This is a genomic window from Massilia sp., from assembly GCF_031995545.1.
GTDB lineage: Bacteria > Pseudomonadota > Gammaproteobacteria > Burkholderiales > Burkholderiaceae_D > Telluria.
The window spans coordinates 54,939-70,600 of record NZ_DAMAGA010000015.1 but is presented as its reverse complement, the minus strand read 5'-3'; the positions used below and the strand labels follow the sequence as shown (position 1 = coordinate 70,600).

The window sequence follows — 15,662 nt, the reverse complement described above, 5'->3', positions numbered from 1 at the left end:
AACAAGAAAGGATATCGATGCAATCGACCGAACGCTTCAACCTCATTCAGAAGACCCAACGCCGATTCCGCTGGGCCTCGGCCCTGGTGCTGGCCGCCCTGTTCCTGACCACCGGCCTGGCCACGGCGCAGACGGACGACCTGCCCGGCAAGGGCATCAAGGTGCAGGCGCTGCAAGGCCCGCTGGCCGAAGAGACCTTCCAGACCATGCTGGTCAACAGCGCACTCGAAAAGCTGGGCTATGAGACCCAGCCGATCAAGGAAGTCGCCTACCCGACCGCACACATTGCCATCGGCAACGGCGACGCCACCTTCCTCGCGGTGCACTGGGATCCGCTGCACCAGGACTATTACGAGAATGCCGGCGGCGACGCCAAGCTGCTGCGTACCGGCCAGTATGCCGGCCCAGCCGCGCAGGGCTACCTGATCGACAAGGCCACGGCCGAGAAGTACAAAATCACGAATATCGACCAGCTGCGCGATCCGGCCATCGCCAAATTGTTCGACCACGACGGCGACGGCAAGGCCGACCTCACCGGCTGCGACCCGGGCTGGGGGTGCGAAGCGATGATCGAGCACCACATGGACGGCTACAAATTGCGTCCGACGGTCACGCACGTGCAGGGCAGCTATTCCGCACTGATCGCCGATACGATCGGCCGCTACAAGCGCGGGGAACCGATCCTGTACTACACCTGGACCCCATACTGGGTGAGCAGCGTGCTGGTGCCGGGCAAGGACGTGGTGTGGCTGCAGGTGCCGCATTCCTCGAATCCGCAGAACGCGAATACCAAGCTGGCCGATGGCAGCGATTACGGGTTCTCGGTGAATACCACGCGCTTCGTCGTGAACCGCGCCTGGGCCGAGAAGAACCCGGCGGCTGTGAAACTGTTTGAAGTCATGCGCTTGCCGATTGCGGACATCAATGCGCAGAACGAGCGGGTGCGTAATGGTCAAGGCTCGCAGGCCGATATCGCGCGCCATACGGCGGGCTGGATCAAGTATCACCAACAGGTGTTCGATGGCTGGATTGCGCAGGCACGGGCGGCGGCGAATCGCTGATCCGGAAATGTGGATGCGGCCGTGACGAAATAAACTAATCACCATGCAATACCATGCGAGGCGAATGAAAATCGCCTCGCATGTGGGTACCCGACAATAACAATGCTAGTGTAGGGATCTAAGCGGCGATTGCCTCTTCATCCACGGGACTTGCATGCGCGTCGCTATCCTCATCATTACATTCCTCTTTTCCACGCTGGCGCACGCTGAAAGTCTTTTCGCGTTCTCGAACGAGCCGGGAATTCACCCTGTCGGCGTACGCTACGTCAAGCAATACGATCGTTCGCGGTCGTACACCCCACAGCGCAATATGCTGAAACGCGTGTTCTTCAGCGAGCCGCAACGGGGCAGACCCATCCAGACGGTCATCTGGTATCCATCGGAAAAAGGCGGCCAGCCCATCAAGTTCGATGAGTATCTAAAGCTGGTCGGATGGGAAACCGATTTCGACCGTTCACCACGAGAACAAACACAGGTAGTCAACGACTGGCTGCGGATGGTTACCGATGGCAAGCGCAAACGGCAGGTCGAATCCGAGCGGCGCAAGGAAATGCGGGCAATTCGCGACGCGGTTCCGAAAACAGGCAAATTTCCGGTGGTGATTTACGCACCGAGCATCAATAACACCACATTCGAGAACGCCGACACTGCCGAATTCCTGGCAAGCCATGGCTATATCGTGATCGCCGCGCCGACCATCGGGGAAACCAGCCGCTGGATCAAGAGAGATCTGAAGCACGCCGAACTGCAGGCTGACGATATCCGCTTCCTGATCGATTACGCACGCACACTGCCGCAGGCTGACATGACGCGTCTGGCTGTAGCCGGATTCAGCTGGGGTGGTCTAAGTAACGTGCTCGCGGCCTCGAAAGACGATCGGATCAAAGCCCTGGTCTGCATCGACGGCGCGGTACGCTATTACAACTCGATCGTCATGCAGGCCAGGTATGCCGTACCGGAGAAGCTGAAAACGCCACTGCTGTTCCTGGCGCAGGGTCCGGCATCGATGGAAACCAATATCCGCCTGAAGGAAGACATGAGCGGCAGCTTCATCAGCCGCATGATCAACGCGGACGTATACCTGCTGACGATGTATCCGATGGAGCACCAACATTTCGGATCCTCATACATCCGGCTCGATGACGCTGCCGAATACAAGGAATACACACCCGAAGAGGTATCGTTTGCCTACAGCCTCGGCGCCAGGTATATCCTCAACTTCCTGAACGGTTACCTGAAAAACGACCCGGCCGGCCGCGCCTACCTGACAAACCGACCGGTCGCCAATGGCGCTGCGCCACATGCGTTGAGAATGGAAACCATGCCTGCCAAAGGAAAGCGCTAGCAAAGCATGACTACGAAACGCTACCTCACCCGATATCATATCGCCGTCGTGGGGAAGTTCACCCTGATCGGCCCTGCCATCGGCGTGCTGGCTGCGCTACTGTTCGATGCACCGAATCTGTTGGCTAACCTGAGAAGCGATTTTCTGTTCGTCTTCCTCCTGTTCGGATACATCTATGGTGCGGTACCTGCCTTGTTTGCAGGGCTGCTATACACCATGACATGGGACGTGAAGGCGTATTTTCGACGCCTGACCGGGGTGCAATTCGGCCTCCTGCTCGGCGCTGTGACCGGACTCATTGCGTTCACCGCCTTCGCCGCACTCGCTGTTCCCAAGGGTGTACCAGAAGATGTGGTGGTCTACTTGCTTCCGATGACGGCTGGCGCGGCATGCGGCGCCCTGGTGGCCCGCGAACGTGCGCAGTCGCTTGGCAGGATCAAGGACGATGGATGACGCCGGAGCAGTGAGCTACCGGAAGGCGACCATGATCAAAGAGCGCACGACCACAAGCGCAGTGAGCAGTCCCAGCCAGGCCGGCAGTGACCGCCGCCGGCCGCTGAATGCGAATGCGCTGGCCCCGAACACGACAGCCGGACCAATCCAGACCGCAAGCCGCAGCATGTCCAGGCGCGCGTCTCCCTCGCACACGTCGATTGGGCAGTAAGCGGCCGCAGCGCAGGCAAAGATCCGCGCGCACAGCCACTGGCTCACCGAGTCGGCCACTACCAGGCTGGCGCTGCCCAGCAGAGCGAACACCATGGCAATGGCGAGCCGATTGGCATGACGGATCACTTGATCTCCTAAAACGAAATCTCGGACGAGCGACTCAGATCTGAATATCCCCACGATGTTCCCGCCGGGCCCAGGCCCAGGCGCCGCCCCATCGTGGAGAAGAAGCTCACGCCCGTCAATGGTTGGCACGCAGACGCAGATGCGCCAACTACCCGATCGTGCCGTGACATCCGTTCGGAACGACACAAAACCGTGCACTTGTGGCATCGTCCCACCCCATCAATCGGGGTAAAATGGCAAGTCCCTGGCTTTGCACCTGCTCTGCCGTACCGATTCAAGAGACATGACCACCGTTCCCACCGAAATCAACGCCGCCGCGGCAAAGAGCAGCGCGGCAGCCAAGCACACGCCCATGATGCATGGGGGTCTTTACCTATACACGCATCAGTAATCTTGCGAAAGTTACGCCAAAACCTACGCCTATGCGATGAAAAGAAAGATGTACAATTTGCAACCCTGCGCGGTATAGTTGGAGTTTGAGTTTCTTGAAAAAATCCAAATGCCGCAACATCGCGACCCGTGTATGTTTTGTCAAGAAGACAAGCCTTTAACATATCAACATGTCTGGCCTGCCTGGCTTAGAAAAATTTTTCCTCATCCACCGAAGTCCTCTACGAATTTTCATCAAACGCTGAGCAATAAGCCTTCTCCCAAAGAAGTATCAATCTTGGCAAAAAATAAAATCCGGCAAGGATATTTACTTTCTGTCAAATACCGTAAAGTATGTGCTCATTGCAACAATGTATGGCTAAGCGGGATTGAGGAATCGGTCAAACCCAATGTCGAGAAACTCATACTGGGAATGAGTGTGAACTTGAACGGAGAAGAGCAAAGAGCGTTAGCACTGTGGATCACGATCGTAGTAATTATGGCTGAGTTAACCCATCCAGAAAACATGGGTATTGCCAAGGATATCCCAAACCAGATCTACCAGTCCAATTTGCCGCTCCCTTTCGCCCGAATATATTTGGGCCAATACCTCGGCTCCGATTATTCGCCATTTCGTTACCGCCACCATGCAGGGGTTTTGATGAAGCCTCACGCACTCAAGCAAGGCGTCATACCACCAACAAAACCGAATTGCCAGACTTCGGCCTTCGTGCTTGGTGAACTGTTGGTAGTGGTTGATAGCGCAGATGAAGAATTTTACAGTGATTTCGCCCAGACTCGTATCGGCTACGGTTCGCCTCTGGTTGAAATTCATCCTACACCTTCAAACTTATTGACTTGGCCACCGTCAGCCCCCATAGGGGACGCTGCATGCGATCTCATATGCGAGGGCCGTTTCCTGTCATACTATGATACTGAGAAACTAACCATTAGCACCTCGTAAGAGGTATTAATTTTTTGGCACCGCATCCAAAGTGGGTCTATACTGGGACTTATAGATAAAGATGGTTAAGGAGAATTTCGGAAATGAGTCGATTTGTGCCAACCACGGAGGAGCGAGCCGCAGGATCAGCGTTATTTGATTTTTTGCGCCAAGCTGGTCACGATTTGATCGACGAGGACTTTGACGACCGCCCAGACTTAACATACAAATTAAATGGTCACTACATGGGCTGTGAAATTGTCGGCATGATACCCGCAGATATGCAGCAAGCGATCAGAACTTTCTCTAAGGTCATGTTTCGACGTGAGGTGGACGTTGCAAAGATTACGATTCCTATTGAGCCAGATATGTGGATGCAGACCGCCATTGAGCGGAAATGGGCCAAGGTTCAGAAATACCCACTTAGCAAATACACAAAAAATCTCTCATTATTGGTGCATTATCCAATGCTCGGCCCTCACGATCCAGTCGAGTATGATCGTGATGAATTTATCGATGGAGTCTGCTACGGGCAATCTGTTGCATCTCACGGCTTTAAAAACATATTCTATTGGTCTGGCAAGAAAATTTATCTCCTTAATTATAAGAAACCTTCGGCGCCAAGGGTAATGGGCGATCTTTCAAAAGGCTATCCGTGTTATTGCATTTATATCATGAGCGCAGGCGCTGAAGGATTGGAAGAACGGTTCAAAGATCGACAAATCCCATTGCAAATGGCCCCTGATCGTGTAAAGCATATCAAGCCGCTTGATCCAGCTTATCGCAATCTGAAGCCGCACGAACCAGAAGGAGATTTGCGCTTTGAACTAGATTTTAAGGCTAGTCCAATCTAACTGACCATTCTTGAACAAAGGCCGGACCGCCATCACCTTGAGGCCGCTCCTCGCCTTTGAATAGCATGCCTTGGCTATGCATAGTAATCAGCCGGGCCTCGTGGAGCAGCGGCAACAGCGGATCACTGACTTGGGAATTCGGATCTGCGACGCAGGCAACGATGGTGCCGGCCAAGCCATAGACCCGCACCTCGCCCTCGACATGCGGCGCTGCGCCGATCTCCCGATCAGATAGCCGCTTGCCGCGATCCCGCAATCGTTTCACTCTTCCGTACATGCGAAGAGTTTAGCACCGTTGATCTGGATCAAACCCGGTGCTGATTCCGGCGTTAGGATCGACCGATGGATTCCCGAACCGACCGCCTGACAGCTGTGTACGTCGACCTTGCTGCGAACATCGCAGATGTGTTCGGAATGTACCCCGGCGTTTCTTATCTACACGAGCGAGGTGTCGACCTTGGTGTGGTCCGTCGCGTCATCCTGGAGCTCGGTCCGCGCCGCGGTGATGGTAGTGGCAAGCGGTCCACTCGAGGCCAGCGTTTCGCGAGGATCTGGGTCGGGCGGGACGATCCGCCCGCTGTAGACGGAAAACAATAGGATGGGGCCATGCGGCGTGATGATGTGAAACTCCATCAAGCTGCCTTCGTCGTCGCGGGCGCAGACTTGTAGCGCCGGGAGCCAAACACGCGGACAGCAGCCCACATGGGGCCGCGCTGCCACTCCGGGATCCCCATAGCGCCCAGCGCTTCCAAGTACACGTTGTCGGCCATATCGCGCCGCACCTTACCTTCCTCGTACAGGAAATCGTGGATGACCGCCGCTTCGTCACCGATGCCCCCGAACAGCCAGTACGTGAGTGGCGCGCGCGGAACGCTGGCATAGTCGGTCACGAAGCCAGCCGGCACGATGACCAGGTCGGCCAGCAGCGCCGAATAGTAAACCAGCGGCGCGAGCAGCACACGGTCCTTGGTGCCGAGCGACACGCGCTCGTCGCGGAGCTTGGTCAGGAACTCGCTGCTATTTGCCGGTGGCGCCATCGCGCACCTCGTTGCCAGTGTAGGTGCCGCTGCACTGCAGGGCGAGGTTCGAACAGCCGGCCAGGGCCAGCACCAATGTAAGCATCAGGATCCGTTTCATGGCTTGCCTTTCAGGTTGTCGTACTGGGACATGCTCCGGCCGTGCATGACGGCGATCAGGCTGTCGGCGTACTTGGGATCGGTGGCGTAGCCGGCTTTCTGCAAGGCGCGCGCCCAAGCTTCGCCGGTGACCTCCCGGAAGCAAGGGGCGTAGCGTGGGTTGGCCTTCAGGAAGCGCGCGCGGTCGACAATGCAGTCGTCGATGCTGGCGTAGGCGCGGAACTTGGCGACGACGTCGACGCGCTTTCCGGCGACGTATTCGTGCGTCCGGATGTCGACCGTCTTGCCCTTCCAGGCGCGGTCGGCCTTGATCCCGAACAGGTTGTTGCCCGGTGCGCGGGCGCCCCAGCCCGATTCAAGCGCGCCCTGGGCGATCGTGACCGACGCCGGAATGCCGTGCTCGCGCTGCACACGCTGCGCGGCCGGCAGCAGCAGGTTGATGAATGCGCTAGGCGGCATGGTCGTCGTCCTTCTTCTGGACATCGACAGGCAGATTCAGGCGCGCGTTCATCATCGCCTCGAACCTGAACAGGGCACGCGATCCCATGTGCGCTGCAATGCCGACGAATGCGTATTTAAGCGAGACGGGGAAGCTCGGAATGGCATCGCACAAGTGTGCGGTTACGATGCCGGTGAAGCCTGCGATGACGAGCTCCCCGACGAGCTCGGTGATGTTCCAGGCCCGCGCGTGACCCTCGCGCATCTTGCGCACGAAGCTCGCCCAGCCGCCCCAGAGCGATAGAGCGATGAGCAGCGCCCAGTTGATGAGGGTGTCGTAGTCGAAACCGCCAGTTGGCGGGGAATGGTTCATGATGGACTTTCAGCGTGGACTGTAGGCCCGGCCAAGAAGCCGGGGAAGCACACAGTTTCACGCTGAGCCCGTCTCATTTCTCGGAAGGATGAGACTGATTGCTGAGCAGGCCGAGGCAGAAGCGACCAGCTTGAATCACCAGGTGATAGCTGCGATCTCTTCCGCCGTGCTGGCGTTTTCCAGCTGAGCTTTTAGGACTTGCGAACGCATGAAGTTCGCAGCGCCCTGAGCTGTCATCGAGGCGTACAGCGCGCGGAATGCATTTACGTCCGGTACTGGCAGCATCGTATTGTCAGCAGCCTTCCACATGCCAGGGAACCCGGTAGGAAAATCTCCAAACAGACCGATGTGATTAGCCACGCCGTCAATGTCCGAGCGCGAGAGTGCATCGCAATCAAAATGCTTATCGGCATGTGCAAAGGTTGACGTGTTAGCGGCGGAACGCCATCCATTGATCTGTTCGTTCTTGGCTACTTTCAGTGCCTTGATGTTGCCGTTGCTTCGCCCTACGATCTCAACCAGTTCATCGGGGGTGGCATCGCGGATGACGCCATCTACCATTACTTGGACTACCATTTAAGTATTCCTATTTCCATAGATGCGGATAATTCCGCTGGTGAAAGAAAATCCGGGGGGCGGGATGATCCGAAACCCGCTAGCAGGCGTAGTTGTGGCGATGGTTCCGATCGACAATCGCCCAGGAACAGCCGAATCACACATACGAGATTCAAGCATCTTGAGCGAGCCATTTACATTTCTTACCTCAACAACGCCCGTTACTTGAGTGGAGTAACCCACCATCACACCAGTGGACTGAGATCCCCCATTAATAACATTTGTGTTGGTATATCCGCTTGTTCGAGCAACACCTCCAAAAGCCAACTGCAGCAATGAAACTTCTGGCGAACCATTATTTGTAAGCCCTTGGACTTCAATAGTATATTTATCGTAAAGCGCGCTGAAGATGCTCAGGAAATCGATACTCGCTACTGCCGACGCGATTGTTACTGATGCCAGCGGAACCATCCCGCTGACGCCGATTTCGCCTTTGTCGCCGCTGCGCTGGAAAAACAGGAGCAGGAGGTCATCTTTCACGAATGGGCTGGCCGAGCTGCTGTCCGTGCACACGACCGTCAGGTTGCGATAGCCGGATGGCGCCGCGCGCGCGGTAACGTCAAACGTCATCCACTTGCTATGGTCGCCCTGCTTCACCAATCGAATTGTGCCCTTGATCACGCTGGTCGATGAGTCCATGGTATCGAGGAGCGTCGTATAGTCCTGGCCGCCTGCAGTCAGGTCCAGGCGCATGACCGTGGCCGAGTTCTGTGTCGCGCTCGACAGGCGCAGCTTGCCAGCACCTGGATCCGCGTCTGCTGTTGCAGTGTCGAAGATATACGGCAGCGCGTATGCACCACCAGCCTGCAAAGCATTCATCGCACCGAGCGTGTCGTTGACTTCACGCCCCCACTTGGGAAAATTCTGGAACACATAAGCCAGAAGGTTATCGAACACCTTCTGTTCTTGCGTCCGATTCGGCATCTGCGATTCGTCCAAGAATGTAGTAATGCCAGCCATTAAACGGCTCCTTCAATAGTTAAACTCATGAGTGATTTCATCTGATATTGGAAAACGACTTTGAAGCTGCCGTAGCGGCCAGCGACAACCGTCGAGCCGCCAGGCCCGCCGCCGAACCAGAACAGCATTCGCTGACGGCGTTCGAACAGGCGCCCCTGCAGGTATTCAACCTGGTCGTTATCAACACTGACATCGCACGACATCCGCTTGGCATATGGCCGGATGACAGTATTGCTGGTGCCATCGAAGTTGAAAGTCGTGCTCGAGTAATCCTTGCCCTCGGTGGACAAGCCAAGCAACGTCGGACCGAAGTCATCAACCGGACCAACCCCGGCCATGCCGCACTTCGCGATGCCGCCAATCTTGCGTATGCAGATCGTGATCAGCGCGTTTGCATACACCGGCATCTTCAGCGTGCCGAAGAAGTCCTTGCGGCGGATCCGCTTGAAACACCAGTTGAAGAACGAGCTTCCGGACGTGGACTCGACAAGTTCGGCGGTCTCGCTATAGACGAGCCCTTCCACCTGGTCGACCACGCTGATGCGAATCTCATCAGCAAATACGTTCCCCAAGTACATGCCCTGGCAGATTGCCTCAGGCGATAACACCAGAATGATTTCGTCGGGAAACTCGGTCTGCGTGTTGTTGTACTCGTCGAGCATCTTGCGCCGGTTGGTAACGCCGCGGGGTGTCCAAGCGGTGGTATCAGTCAGCGCCTTCCCGGTATTGTTCGCGATTAACGACTGGAAGACCTTCTCCGTGCTCGACTCATACACCAAAGCATCCTTGGCGAAGGTCGCCGCGAAGCTGTAAGCCAGCTCGGTTATGGGCACGTTCGAATACACAAGGCCTGCACCTGCACCGATCACTTCGCCGGCGTCGAGCAGGACGTAGGGCGCCTTGCTCAGATCTGCCGGGTCATAGGTGACGCGCAGCGTGTTGGCAGGCGCCATCTGCTGCACGCCGTTGCGATCGTAGTACGGAGCTGGAGCAGCGCGCGTACACGTCACGGTACCCAGTGTTGCCGGGTCAACGATGATCATGCTGGAATCACTTTCATTGCAAGAGGCTTGTCGCCATTGATCGCCGCGTCCAAGTGCTCTGCCGCAGCTTGTGCGCCGCCGGCGATGGCACGGTTCTCGGCGCTGTTGGCTTCGCGCAGCGCTGCCACTTCGGCACGTAGCGCGCGGACCTCTGCTACCAATGCATCGCTGCCACTGGTCGGCTGCATCAGCCGCCCCATCAGTTCATTGGTCTGAGAAGCATTGAAGATGCGCGATGGGCCTGTTGCCTCCAGCTCCGGGCCGTTCTCACCCACGATCCGCCAGCCACCACCGTGGTCCCCACCAGCAGCGAAGCCAGGGATCCCGCGCAGTGCCAGGCTGGAACCAGTAGTGACTCCTTTCTGCTTAAGGAAATCTTCCTGACTACCCGAGCCGATGGCAGCGAGTTCCGGCGTGGCACCTTTGAGAAACTCCGCGCGCTCAGCTGCGTCCATTGTCGGGCCGAACGCATTCATCCAATACGCAAGGCCCTCAGCGTCCGGCGCGCGGCCCAATGCGCTTTGATAGAGCTTGCGAAGGTCGGCCTCGGCCGAGTTGGCGATGCCGTCAACGATCTGCGATACAGGTGCACCACCGGCCGCGGCGTTCTTCCACCACTCGAAGCCGGCCGCGTCTGGCGCACGGCCGAGGTGCGTCTGGTAGGCGTTATTGATTGCCGAAGTGGCGGCGACCATCGGATTATTTTGCGCCGCCAGGATCGAGCCCTGCAATGCGCGGATCGCATCCAGAATCGACAACCCGGTGACGCTCTGCCCTTTGAGGAGCTCGACTTGCTCCTGATGCCGATTGAGCATCTGGTCGTACACGTCGAGCTGCTCCTCCAGCGTTTTGAGGGCGCGTTCTTCAGTCGACAGTGCAGCGTCCGACAAATCGGCCAGGTCTGCCATGCTGTTACGGGTGCGGTACAAATCCCGCTGGTAGTCAGCAAACGTCTCGAACTGTTCGCTCGCGTCCTGAGACAGGATGCTCAGGGTCGCCTGCAGCTTCTCCGAATCAGGGAACACGCCACCGGCGCGTGCGATCGCTACGAACGTACTCAGGTCACTCTGGGCGCGAGCACGATCAGCAACCTCGTTACCCGGCCCGCGCATGCCGTCGATCGTGCTGCGCAGGCTGGACGACACCGCACGCAGCTTGTTCGCCGCCTCGGTATGGCTTTGCACCTGCGACTGCAGCACAGCCCGCTCACGATCGACAACGCGCTGTAGCGTACCGAACGTCGCATCGACGCCGCTCAGCAATCCTTCGGCCGCGTCTTTCGCGGCCTGGACGGTGGCCGTCTCTGCCATCAGCGCCTGCAGACGGTCCCACATCGGACGATTCGCTTCAGCCACCGCATTACGTTCTTTCTCGAGCAGCTGTGCACGCGTCATGGTCAGCTGGTCAATCTGGTCCTGCAGACTGCGCTGCTCATCGGCCACCTCTTGCATCGACTTGCTGGTTTCTTCAGCTGCCGGATATACCTGAGCGAACGCTTCGGCCAGGCTCATCAGCACCGTGTACTGCTTGGCGCCGGCTTCGGTGGTCAGGTCCATGCCCATCACGACGCTCTTGAATTCGTCGCGCGTGTCTACCGAGGCCAAGCCCATCGAAGCCAGCTGGCTGGTCACGTACTGCTGCACGGGCGCCAGGCGCTCGGCCTCGGTCAGGAAGTCCTTCGCGAATGCCGAGGTCTGTTGCGCAAGCTCGCCGATGCCGCCGGACAGGTTGATCAGGCGCTCGCGTGCCGCCAGGCTCTCCATGCCGGCAGCGCCGACCTTGCGGCCGATCGACGCCATGATCGCGTCCAGGGTGGTGTAGTTCGTCGCCACGCGGGCCAGCGTCTCCAGGTAGCCCTCGCCCACTTTCTGGAACTGGTCCAGGCCGGCGACGCCGAACTTAGCCAGGTCGTCACCGACCTTGGAGAACACGCCCTCCAGCTCTTCCTGGATCTCGTCGTCGGACAGGCCTTTCAGGCTGACCTTGCCGATATCGACCACAAAGCTGCTCAGCTGCGCGTTGAACGCGTCGGCGCCAAAGCCGAGCATCTGGCCGGCCTCGTACACCGTGTCGTACAGCGACGTCAGGACGCTGGAGATCTGGCGGTTGCCCTCCTCGCCCAGCCCCTGCGTGGCCGTGCTCTTCTTGTCGCTGCTGAACCAGCCGCCGTCCTTCTTGATGTCGGCATACTGCATGGCGTTCAGGCCGCCGGCGAAGATGCTGCGGAAGTCCGTCTTGTCGACGGCGAAGCCGGTGTCTTCGACCGTCTTCTTGCCGCCGAAAACGCTGCCCAGCGCCTTGCCGATAAAGGTCTTGCCGATGATCGCGCCCAGCGCGGCGCCGAGGGCCAGGCCCAGCGGGCCGCCGAGCATCATCCCAATAGCACTCGGCCCCATACCTACGTACACGCCGCCCATCGCACCCAAGAGCCCGCCGCCAGCAGCACCGCCAATGCCAATCGCCTTCGAGTCGAAGACGCTCTTCTCCATGCCCTTACCGAAGTCGCCCGTCACGCCGGTGGTGCGCACCAGGAGCGAGGCGAACTGGCCGATCTCGGATTCGATGTTGCGCAGCGAGATCAGCATGTCGTTGCTGACGCCCAGGTTGTCCAGGGTCGATTGCTCGATCTGCTCCAGTGCACGCGCGATCGAGCCAGACTTGGCGTCCGAACCGAGCACCGTGCCGGTGCCCTGCTGCTTCTGGCGCGACTCGGACAGGCTCGGGCCGCTGCCGGACGTGCCGCCGATGGCGACACCCAGGCCGGCCACGAGCGCGCCCATCGCGGCCATGCGGCCGAATGCGGTGTACGGGTCGCCGTTGCCCTGGTTCAGGACAGCGGCGATACCCTTCGGCACCAGCTCGGCCATTGTCATCGCCAGTTCGGCCGCGTGGAATACCTTCGACACCGTCATCAGCGTCTGGTAGCCGCGGCTCTGCTCGCCGAAGAAGCCTGCCGCCGCCCCAGCCATGTCGCCGTATCCGGACAGCCGGTTCTTGGTTTCCATCTCGCTCAGGCGCGCCAGGTCCTGCATGTACTGCATCTCAGTCTTCTTGCCGCTGGCGTAGGCGATGCGGGCGTTCTCCCGCTGTTCGTCGAACTGTGCCTGCCGCTTGCTGAAGCCGTCGAGCGACGCTGTCAGTTCGGTCAGCGCCGTGCCGGCCCCGCCGAACGATTCGCGCAACGCCTCGCCGAAGGTTTGCGCACGCGCTGGGTCGAGGAACTCGTCCAGCGATTCCGCTGCCTTGCGGCCGGCCTCCATGGTATCGACCTGGGCGAGCGCTGTCGCGCTGCGCTTCTTTGCGGCGATCAGTTTTTCGAGATTCTCGATTTCGTCCAACGTCATCCCTGTCGATGCGCGCTGTGCAAGCTGCTCTTCCAGACGCGCGAGGCCCAGGGCCTCGATCTCGCCTTTCGTTTTGCCATATGTGCGCGCCAATTCCTCGTTGCGCTCGGCCTCTACGAGCGCATCCTCGATGGTCTTGGCCGCAGCGGCAGCGTATGTGGCCCGCGTCTTTTCCCAGCTGGCGAGTCCTTCTTCTGCTCGCTTGTTTGACTCTATGACTTCTAAGTTGGTGACGTACTCCTGAATCAGCATGTCGACGTGTGCTTGCTGGATTTCGCTAAGCGCAACCTTCATCGATGCCAGCTGTTGTGCCAGATTGATCTGCTCCTGTTGACTGGCGGCCAGTGGGGCGCCGCTGTTGATCTCAATGTTGGTCTGGGCGATTTTGGCTTGGATAGCATGCGTGAGATTCCGGTATGCCTCGGCCTGACGCTCCGCATCCTTCGTCTCTTCATCACTACCCGACTTGTAGCCTAGCGTCGTCTTGGGCATCTCTGTGCCACCTTTAGGCACGTCTACGTCGGCTATGCGGTTCGAAATCCGTTTAAGGACTGCTTGCTCAAATTGATTCGCAGGCTTGTTCCATAGAGCGTCGTACTTCCGGTTTGCTTCTTCCAAAATTGCATTTCGCTCAGCTGATACTTTTTTTATGTCTTCGAGCGGCGAACCCCCGCTGATCAGCTTGCGCGCCATATTTACTGGTGTCATTGCCCATGCGAGCGAGAGGTCAGCTGAGACAACTTTAAAACTTCCCGATATTGCGGAGAATGCCCGAGGTAGTAGGACTGCCACGTCTGCCACTCGAGCGAGGCCTACCGCAAGATCATCCGCCCAGCTAGCGATCTCACCACTATCAATAAGGCCATTCTCCGACTCAATAACGTCAGTGAAACCCTCTGCTAAATCGGACATCGCTGGGAGAGCGGCTGCAACGATAGAAGCGAAGGCTTCATCAGTACGCTGTGCCAGAAAACCAAATTTATCCTGCAACCCAGTCGCTTGGGTGACCGCCTCGCTAGTGACGGCTGAGAAACCATCTACGCTTTCAGCAAGGTCGTTTAGAAAGGGCATCAGGTCTGCACCAGACTTCCCGAACAAGTCATTTACCAGTGCAGCCTTGCTGGCGTCATTCTCGTACTGCTGCAGGCTCTTCGCCACGTCGATCATCACATCGCCGGGATCACGAAGATTGCCAGCGCTGTCTTTTGCTGACACGCCAACCGCGGCCAGCGCCTTAGCCGTTTTACTCGACTTCTCATCAACGGTGGTCAGCCCTCGTGCGAGCTTGACCATCGCGGGGTCAACACTTCCGGCGAAGTCTACGCCGAACACTTTTGCGACTTTCTGTATGCGGGACAGACTTTCGACGCTCGTGCCGATCTTCTGCGATAGGTCGTCCAGCTCGCCCATGGAGTCCAGCACACCAACCACCTTGTTGCCTAAGGTCGCCAGCGACACCCCAGCAATGGCGAATGACGTCACATTGCCGATAGTCGATTGCAAGCCGGTAATACGATCGTTCAGACCGCCTACTTGATTGGACAAGTTCTGCAGCGACTGTCCGTTCATTCGACGAAGCACGTCCGCAACGCTCTCGACCCTGCGCCGACTTTCGGCAGCACCATCGATAACCATTTCAATCAGCGCGCGCACCATCGTTTTTCCCTTAGCTCTCTCGTTTGCGCGCCCACTCATCCAGGCACGCCCGTTCCATCATTTGAATCAGCAGAAACATTTTCTGGCGCGACTTCTTCTTCAGGCCGCGCAGGCGTAAGCAGGTCTCAACACCCGGGTAACTCAGCCCAGTAGCACCGGCCATGCTTGCATTCCATTGGGTCTGGATTGCAAGCCACATTGAGAACGCTTCTTCGTTCTCAGGCCAGAGCCAGAATTCGTCGCGAACAATAATTAGACCACCTGAGACGGTGAGCCCGAAGGCGGCGAGTCCCTCGTCGAGACTTTCAGCTTCTTCGGGCTCGTCGTCACCAAACTCAATTTGGCCGCGCGCCAGCAGGCGCACGACCTCGGTCAGTTTTTTGCGACTGCGGACACCTGTTCCATGTACGAATGCAAAATCATCACCGGCAAGCCAGCGTTGTCGAGCAGCTCGTCCAGCTGCTCACGACCGAACGGAACCGGGTTACCATCGGCATCGAGCATGCCGTCCCAGCCTTCAGCGACCTTCTGCACGAAGCCTTTGACTTCACCCTTCTTGTCCTTCATCACGATGTCGATCTCACCCTGGGTGAGGCGCTTGCAGTTCAGGGTGAATTCGAAGTTTTGCGGTTTACCGTCTTCACCTGGCAACGCACCTTTAACCAGCACAGGGAGTTTGTTGAGTTTTACGAGCTTGAACGCCATGGCGTCATTCCTTTCAGTTGTAGAGGGT

General features: G+C 58.0%; 15 protein-coding genes. 5 read left to right on the top strand and 10 right to left on the bottom strand.

Annotated features, from left to right (window positions below):
- Window positions 1-17 precede the first annotated feature (17 nt).
- The 3 genes from proX (at window position 18) to RTQ83_RS13010 (ending at window position 2,859) form a co-directional block, all read left to right on the top strand.
- Window positions 18-1,061: a glycine betaine/L-proline ABC transporter substrate-binding protein ProX gene (gene proX / locus RTQ83_RS13020; RefSeq protein ID WP_312515057.1), complete on the top strand. Its 1,044-nt coding sequence runs from the start codon at window positions 18-20 to the stop codon at window positions 1,059-1,061.
- A gap of 154 nt (window positions 1,062-1,215) precedes the next feature.
- Window positions 1,216-2,406, top strand: a complete 1,191-nt coding sequence (locus tag RTQ83_RS13015; protein ID WP_312515055.1) for a dienelactone hydrolase family protein — start codon at window positions 1,216-1,218, stop codon at window positions 2,404-2,406.
- 6 nt (window positions 2,407-2,412) lie between these two features.
- Window positions 2,413-2,859 (top strand): hypothetical protein, encoded by a 447-nt coding sequence (locus tag RTQ83_RS13010; protein WP_312515050.1) that lies wholly within the window; start codon window positions 2,413-2,415, stop codon window positions 2,857-2,859.
- 15 nt (window positions 2,860-2,874) lie between these two features.
- Here RTQ83_RS13010 and RTQ83_RS13005 read toward each other — a convergent pair whose 3' ends face one another.
- Entirely contained in the window at window positions 2,875-3,198 is a 324-nt protein-coding gene (locus RTQ83_RS13005; protein ID WP_312515048.1) for a hypothetical protein, read from the bottom strand.
- A gap of 499 nt (window positions 3,199-3,697) precedes the next feature.
- Between RTQ83_RS13005 and RTQ83_RS13000 the strand changes: the two genes are divergently transcribed.
- A complete protein-coding gene (locus RTQ83_RS13000; protein ID WP_312515046.1) occupies window positions 3,698-4,531 on the top strand; it encodes a hypothetical protein in 834 nt (277 codons plus the stop codon).
- Window positions 4,532-4,614: 83 nt separating this feature from the next.
- Complete coding sequence (locus RTQ83_RS12995; protein WP_312515044.1) at window positions 4,615-5,364, top strand: hypothetical protein; 750 nt, start codon at window positions 4,615-4,617, stop codon at window positions 5,362-5,364.
- Between the two features lie 632 nt (window positions 5,365-5,996).
- Here the strand turns inward: RTQ83_RS12995 and RTQ83_RS12990 are convergent.
- From RTQ83_RS12990 to RTQ83_RS12950, 9 genes are all read right to left on the bottom strand, one after another.
- Window positions 5,997-6,401 (bottom strand): DUF1353 domain-containing protein, encoded by a 405-nt coding sequence (locus RTQ83_RS12990; RefSeq protein ID WP_312515042.1) that lies wholly within the window; start codon window positions 6,399-6,401, stop codon window positions 5,997-5,999.
- A 96-nt stretch (window positions 6,402-6,497) separates the two neighbouring features.
- Window positions 6,498-6,959, bottom strand: a complete 462-nt coding sequence (locus RTQ83_RS12985; RefSeq protein ID WP_312515040.1) for a glycoside hydrolase family 73 protein — start codon at window positions 6,957-6,959, stop codon at window positions 6,498-6,500.
- Window positions 6,949-7,311 carry a phage holin family protein gene (locus RTQ83_RS12980; RefSeq protein WP_312515038.1) on the bottom strand — a complete coding sequence of 121 codons (363 nt, stop codon included), beginning with the start codon at window positions 7,309-7,311 and terminating at the stop codon, window positions 6,949-6,951. Before RTQ83_RS12980 ends, RTQ83_RS12985 begins: the two co-directional genes overlap by 11 nt.
- A gap of 135 nt (window positions 7,312-7,446) precedes the next feature.
- On the bottom strand, window positions 7,447-7,887 hold the full coding sequence (locus RTQ83_RS12975; RefSeq protein WP_312515036.1) for a DUF4376 domain-containing protein: 441 nt from the start codon (window positions 7,885-7,887) through the stop codon (window positions 7,447-7,449).
- Window positions 7,888-8,886, bottom strand: coding sequence for a hypothetical protein (locus RTQ83_RS12970; protein ID WP_312515034.1), 999 nt, complete (start codon window positions 8,884-8,886; stop codon window positions 7,888-7,890).
- Window positions 8,886-9,929: a hypothetical protein gene (locus RTQ83_RS12965; RefSeq protein WP_312515032.1), complete on the bottom strand. Its 1,044-nt coding sequence runs from the start codon at window positions 9,927-9,929 to the stop codon at window positions 8,886-8,888. The genes RTQ83_RS12970 and RTQ83_RS12965 overlap by 1 nt, the downstream gene beginning before the upstream one ends.
- Window positions 9,926-14,929: a DUF4214 domain-containing protein gene (locus RTQ83_RS12960; protein ID WP_312515031.1), complete on the bottom strand. Its 5,004-nt coding sequence runs from the start codon at window positions 14,927-14,929 to the stop codon at window positions 9,926-9,928. Before RTQ83_RS12960 ends, RTQ83_RS12965 begins: the two co-directional genes overlap by 4 nt.
- A gap of 10 nt (window positions 14,930-14,939) precedes the next feature.
- Entirely contained in the window at window positions 14,940-15,293 is a 354-nt protein-coding gene (locus tag RTQ83_RS12955; protein ID WP_312515029.1) for a DUF1799 domain-containing protein, read from the bottom strand.
- An 8-nt stretch (window positions 15,294-15,301) separates the two neighbouring features.
- Window positions 15,302-15,634: a hypothetical protein gene (locus RTQ83_RS12950; protein ID WP_312515027.1), complete on the bottom strand. Its 333-nt coding sequence runs from the start codon at window positions 15,632-15,634 to the stop codon at window positions 15,302-15,304.
- Between the last annotated feature and the right edge of the window lie 28 nt (window positions 15,635-15,662).

Bases quoted from the DNA above. Each gene is read 5' to 3' on its own strand.
- proX (WP_312515057.1), top strand. From the start codon at position 18: ATGCAATCGACCGAACGCTTCAACCTCATTCAGAAGACCCAACGCCGA.
- RTQ83_RS13015 (WP_312515055.1), top strand. From the start codon at position 1,216: ATGCGCGTCGCTATCCTCATCATTACATTCCTCTTTTCCACGCTGGCG.
- RTQ83_RS13010 (WP_312515050.1), top strand. From the start codon at position 2,413: ATGACTACGAAACGCTACCTCACCCGATATCATATCGCCGTCGTGGGG.
- RTQ83_RS13000 (WP_312515046.1), top strand. From the start codon at position 3,698: ATGCCGCAACATCGCGACCCGTGTATGTTTTGTCAAGAAGACAAGCCT.
- RTQ83_RS12995 (WP_312515044.1), top strand. From the start codon at position 4,615: ATGAGTCGATTTGTGCCAACCACGGAGGAGCGAGCCGCAGGATCAGCG.
- RTQ83_RS12990 (WP_312515042.1), bottom strand. From the start codon at position 6,401: ATGGCGCCACCGGCAAATAGCAGCGAGTTCCTGACCAAGCTCCGCGAC.
- RTQ83_RS12985 (WP_312515040.1), bottom strand. From the start codon at position 6,959: ATGCCGCCTAGCGCATTCATCAACCTGCTGCTGCCGGCCGCGCAGCGT.
- RTQ83_RS12980 (WP_312515038.1), bottom strand. From the start codon at position 7,311: ATGAACCATTCCCCGCCAACTGGCGGTTTCGACTACGACACCCTCATC.
- RTQ83_RS12975 (WP_312515036.1), bottom strand. From the start codon at position 7,887: ATGGTAGTCCAAGTAATGGTAGATGGCGTCATCCGCGATGCCACCCCC.
- RTQ83_RS12970 (WP_312515034.1), bottom strand. From the start codon at position 8,886: ATGGCTGGCATTACTACATTCTTGGACGAATCGCAGATGCCGAATCGG.
- RTQ83_RS12965 (WP_312515032.1), bottom strand. From the start codon at position 9,929: ATGATCATCGTTGACCCGGCAACACTGGGTACCGTGACGTGTACGCGC.
- RTQ83_RS12960 (WP_312515031.1), bottom strand. From the start codon at position 14,929: ATGGTGCGCGCGCTGATTGAAATGGTTATCGATGGTGCTGCCGAAAGT.
- RTQ83_RS12950 (WP_312515027.1), bottom strand. From the start codon at position 15,634: ATGGCGTTCAAGCTCGTAAAACTCAACAAACTCCCTGTGCTGGTTAAA.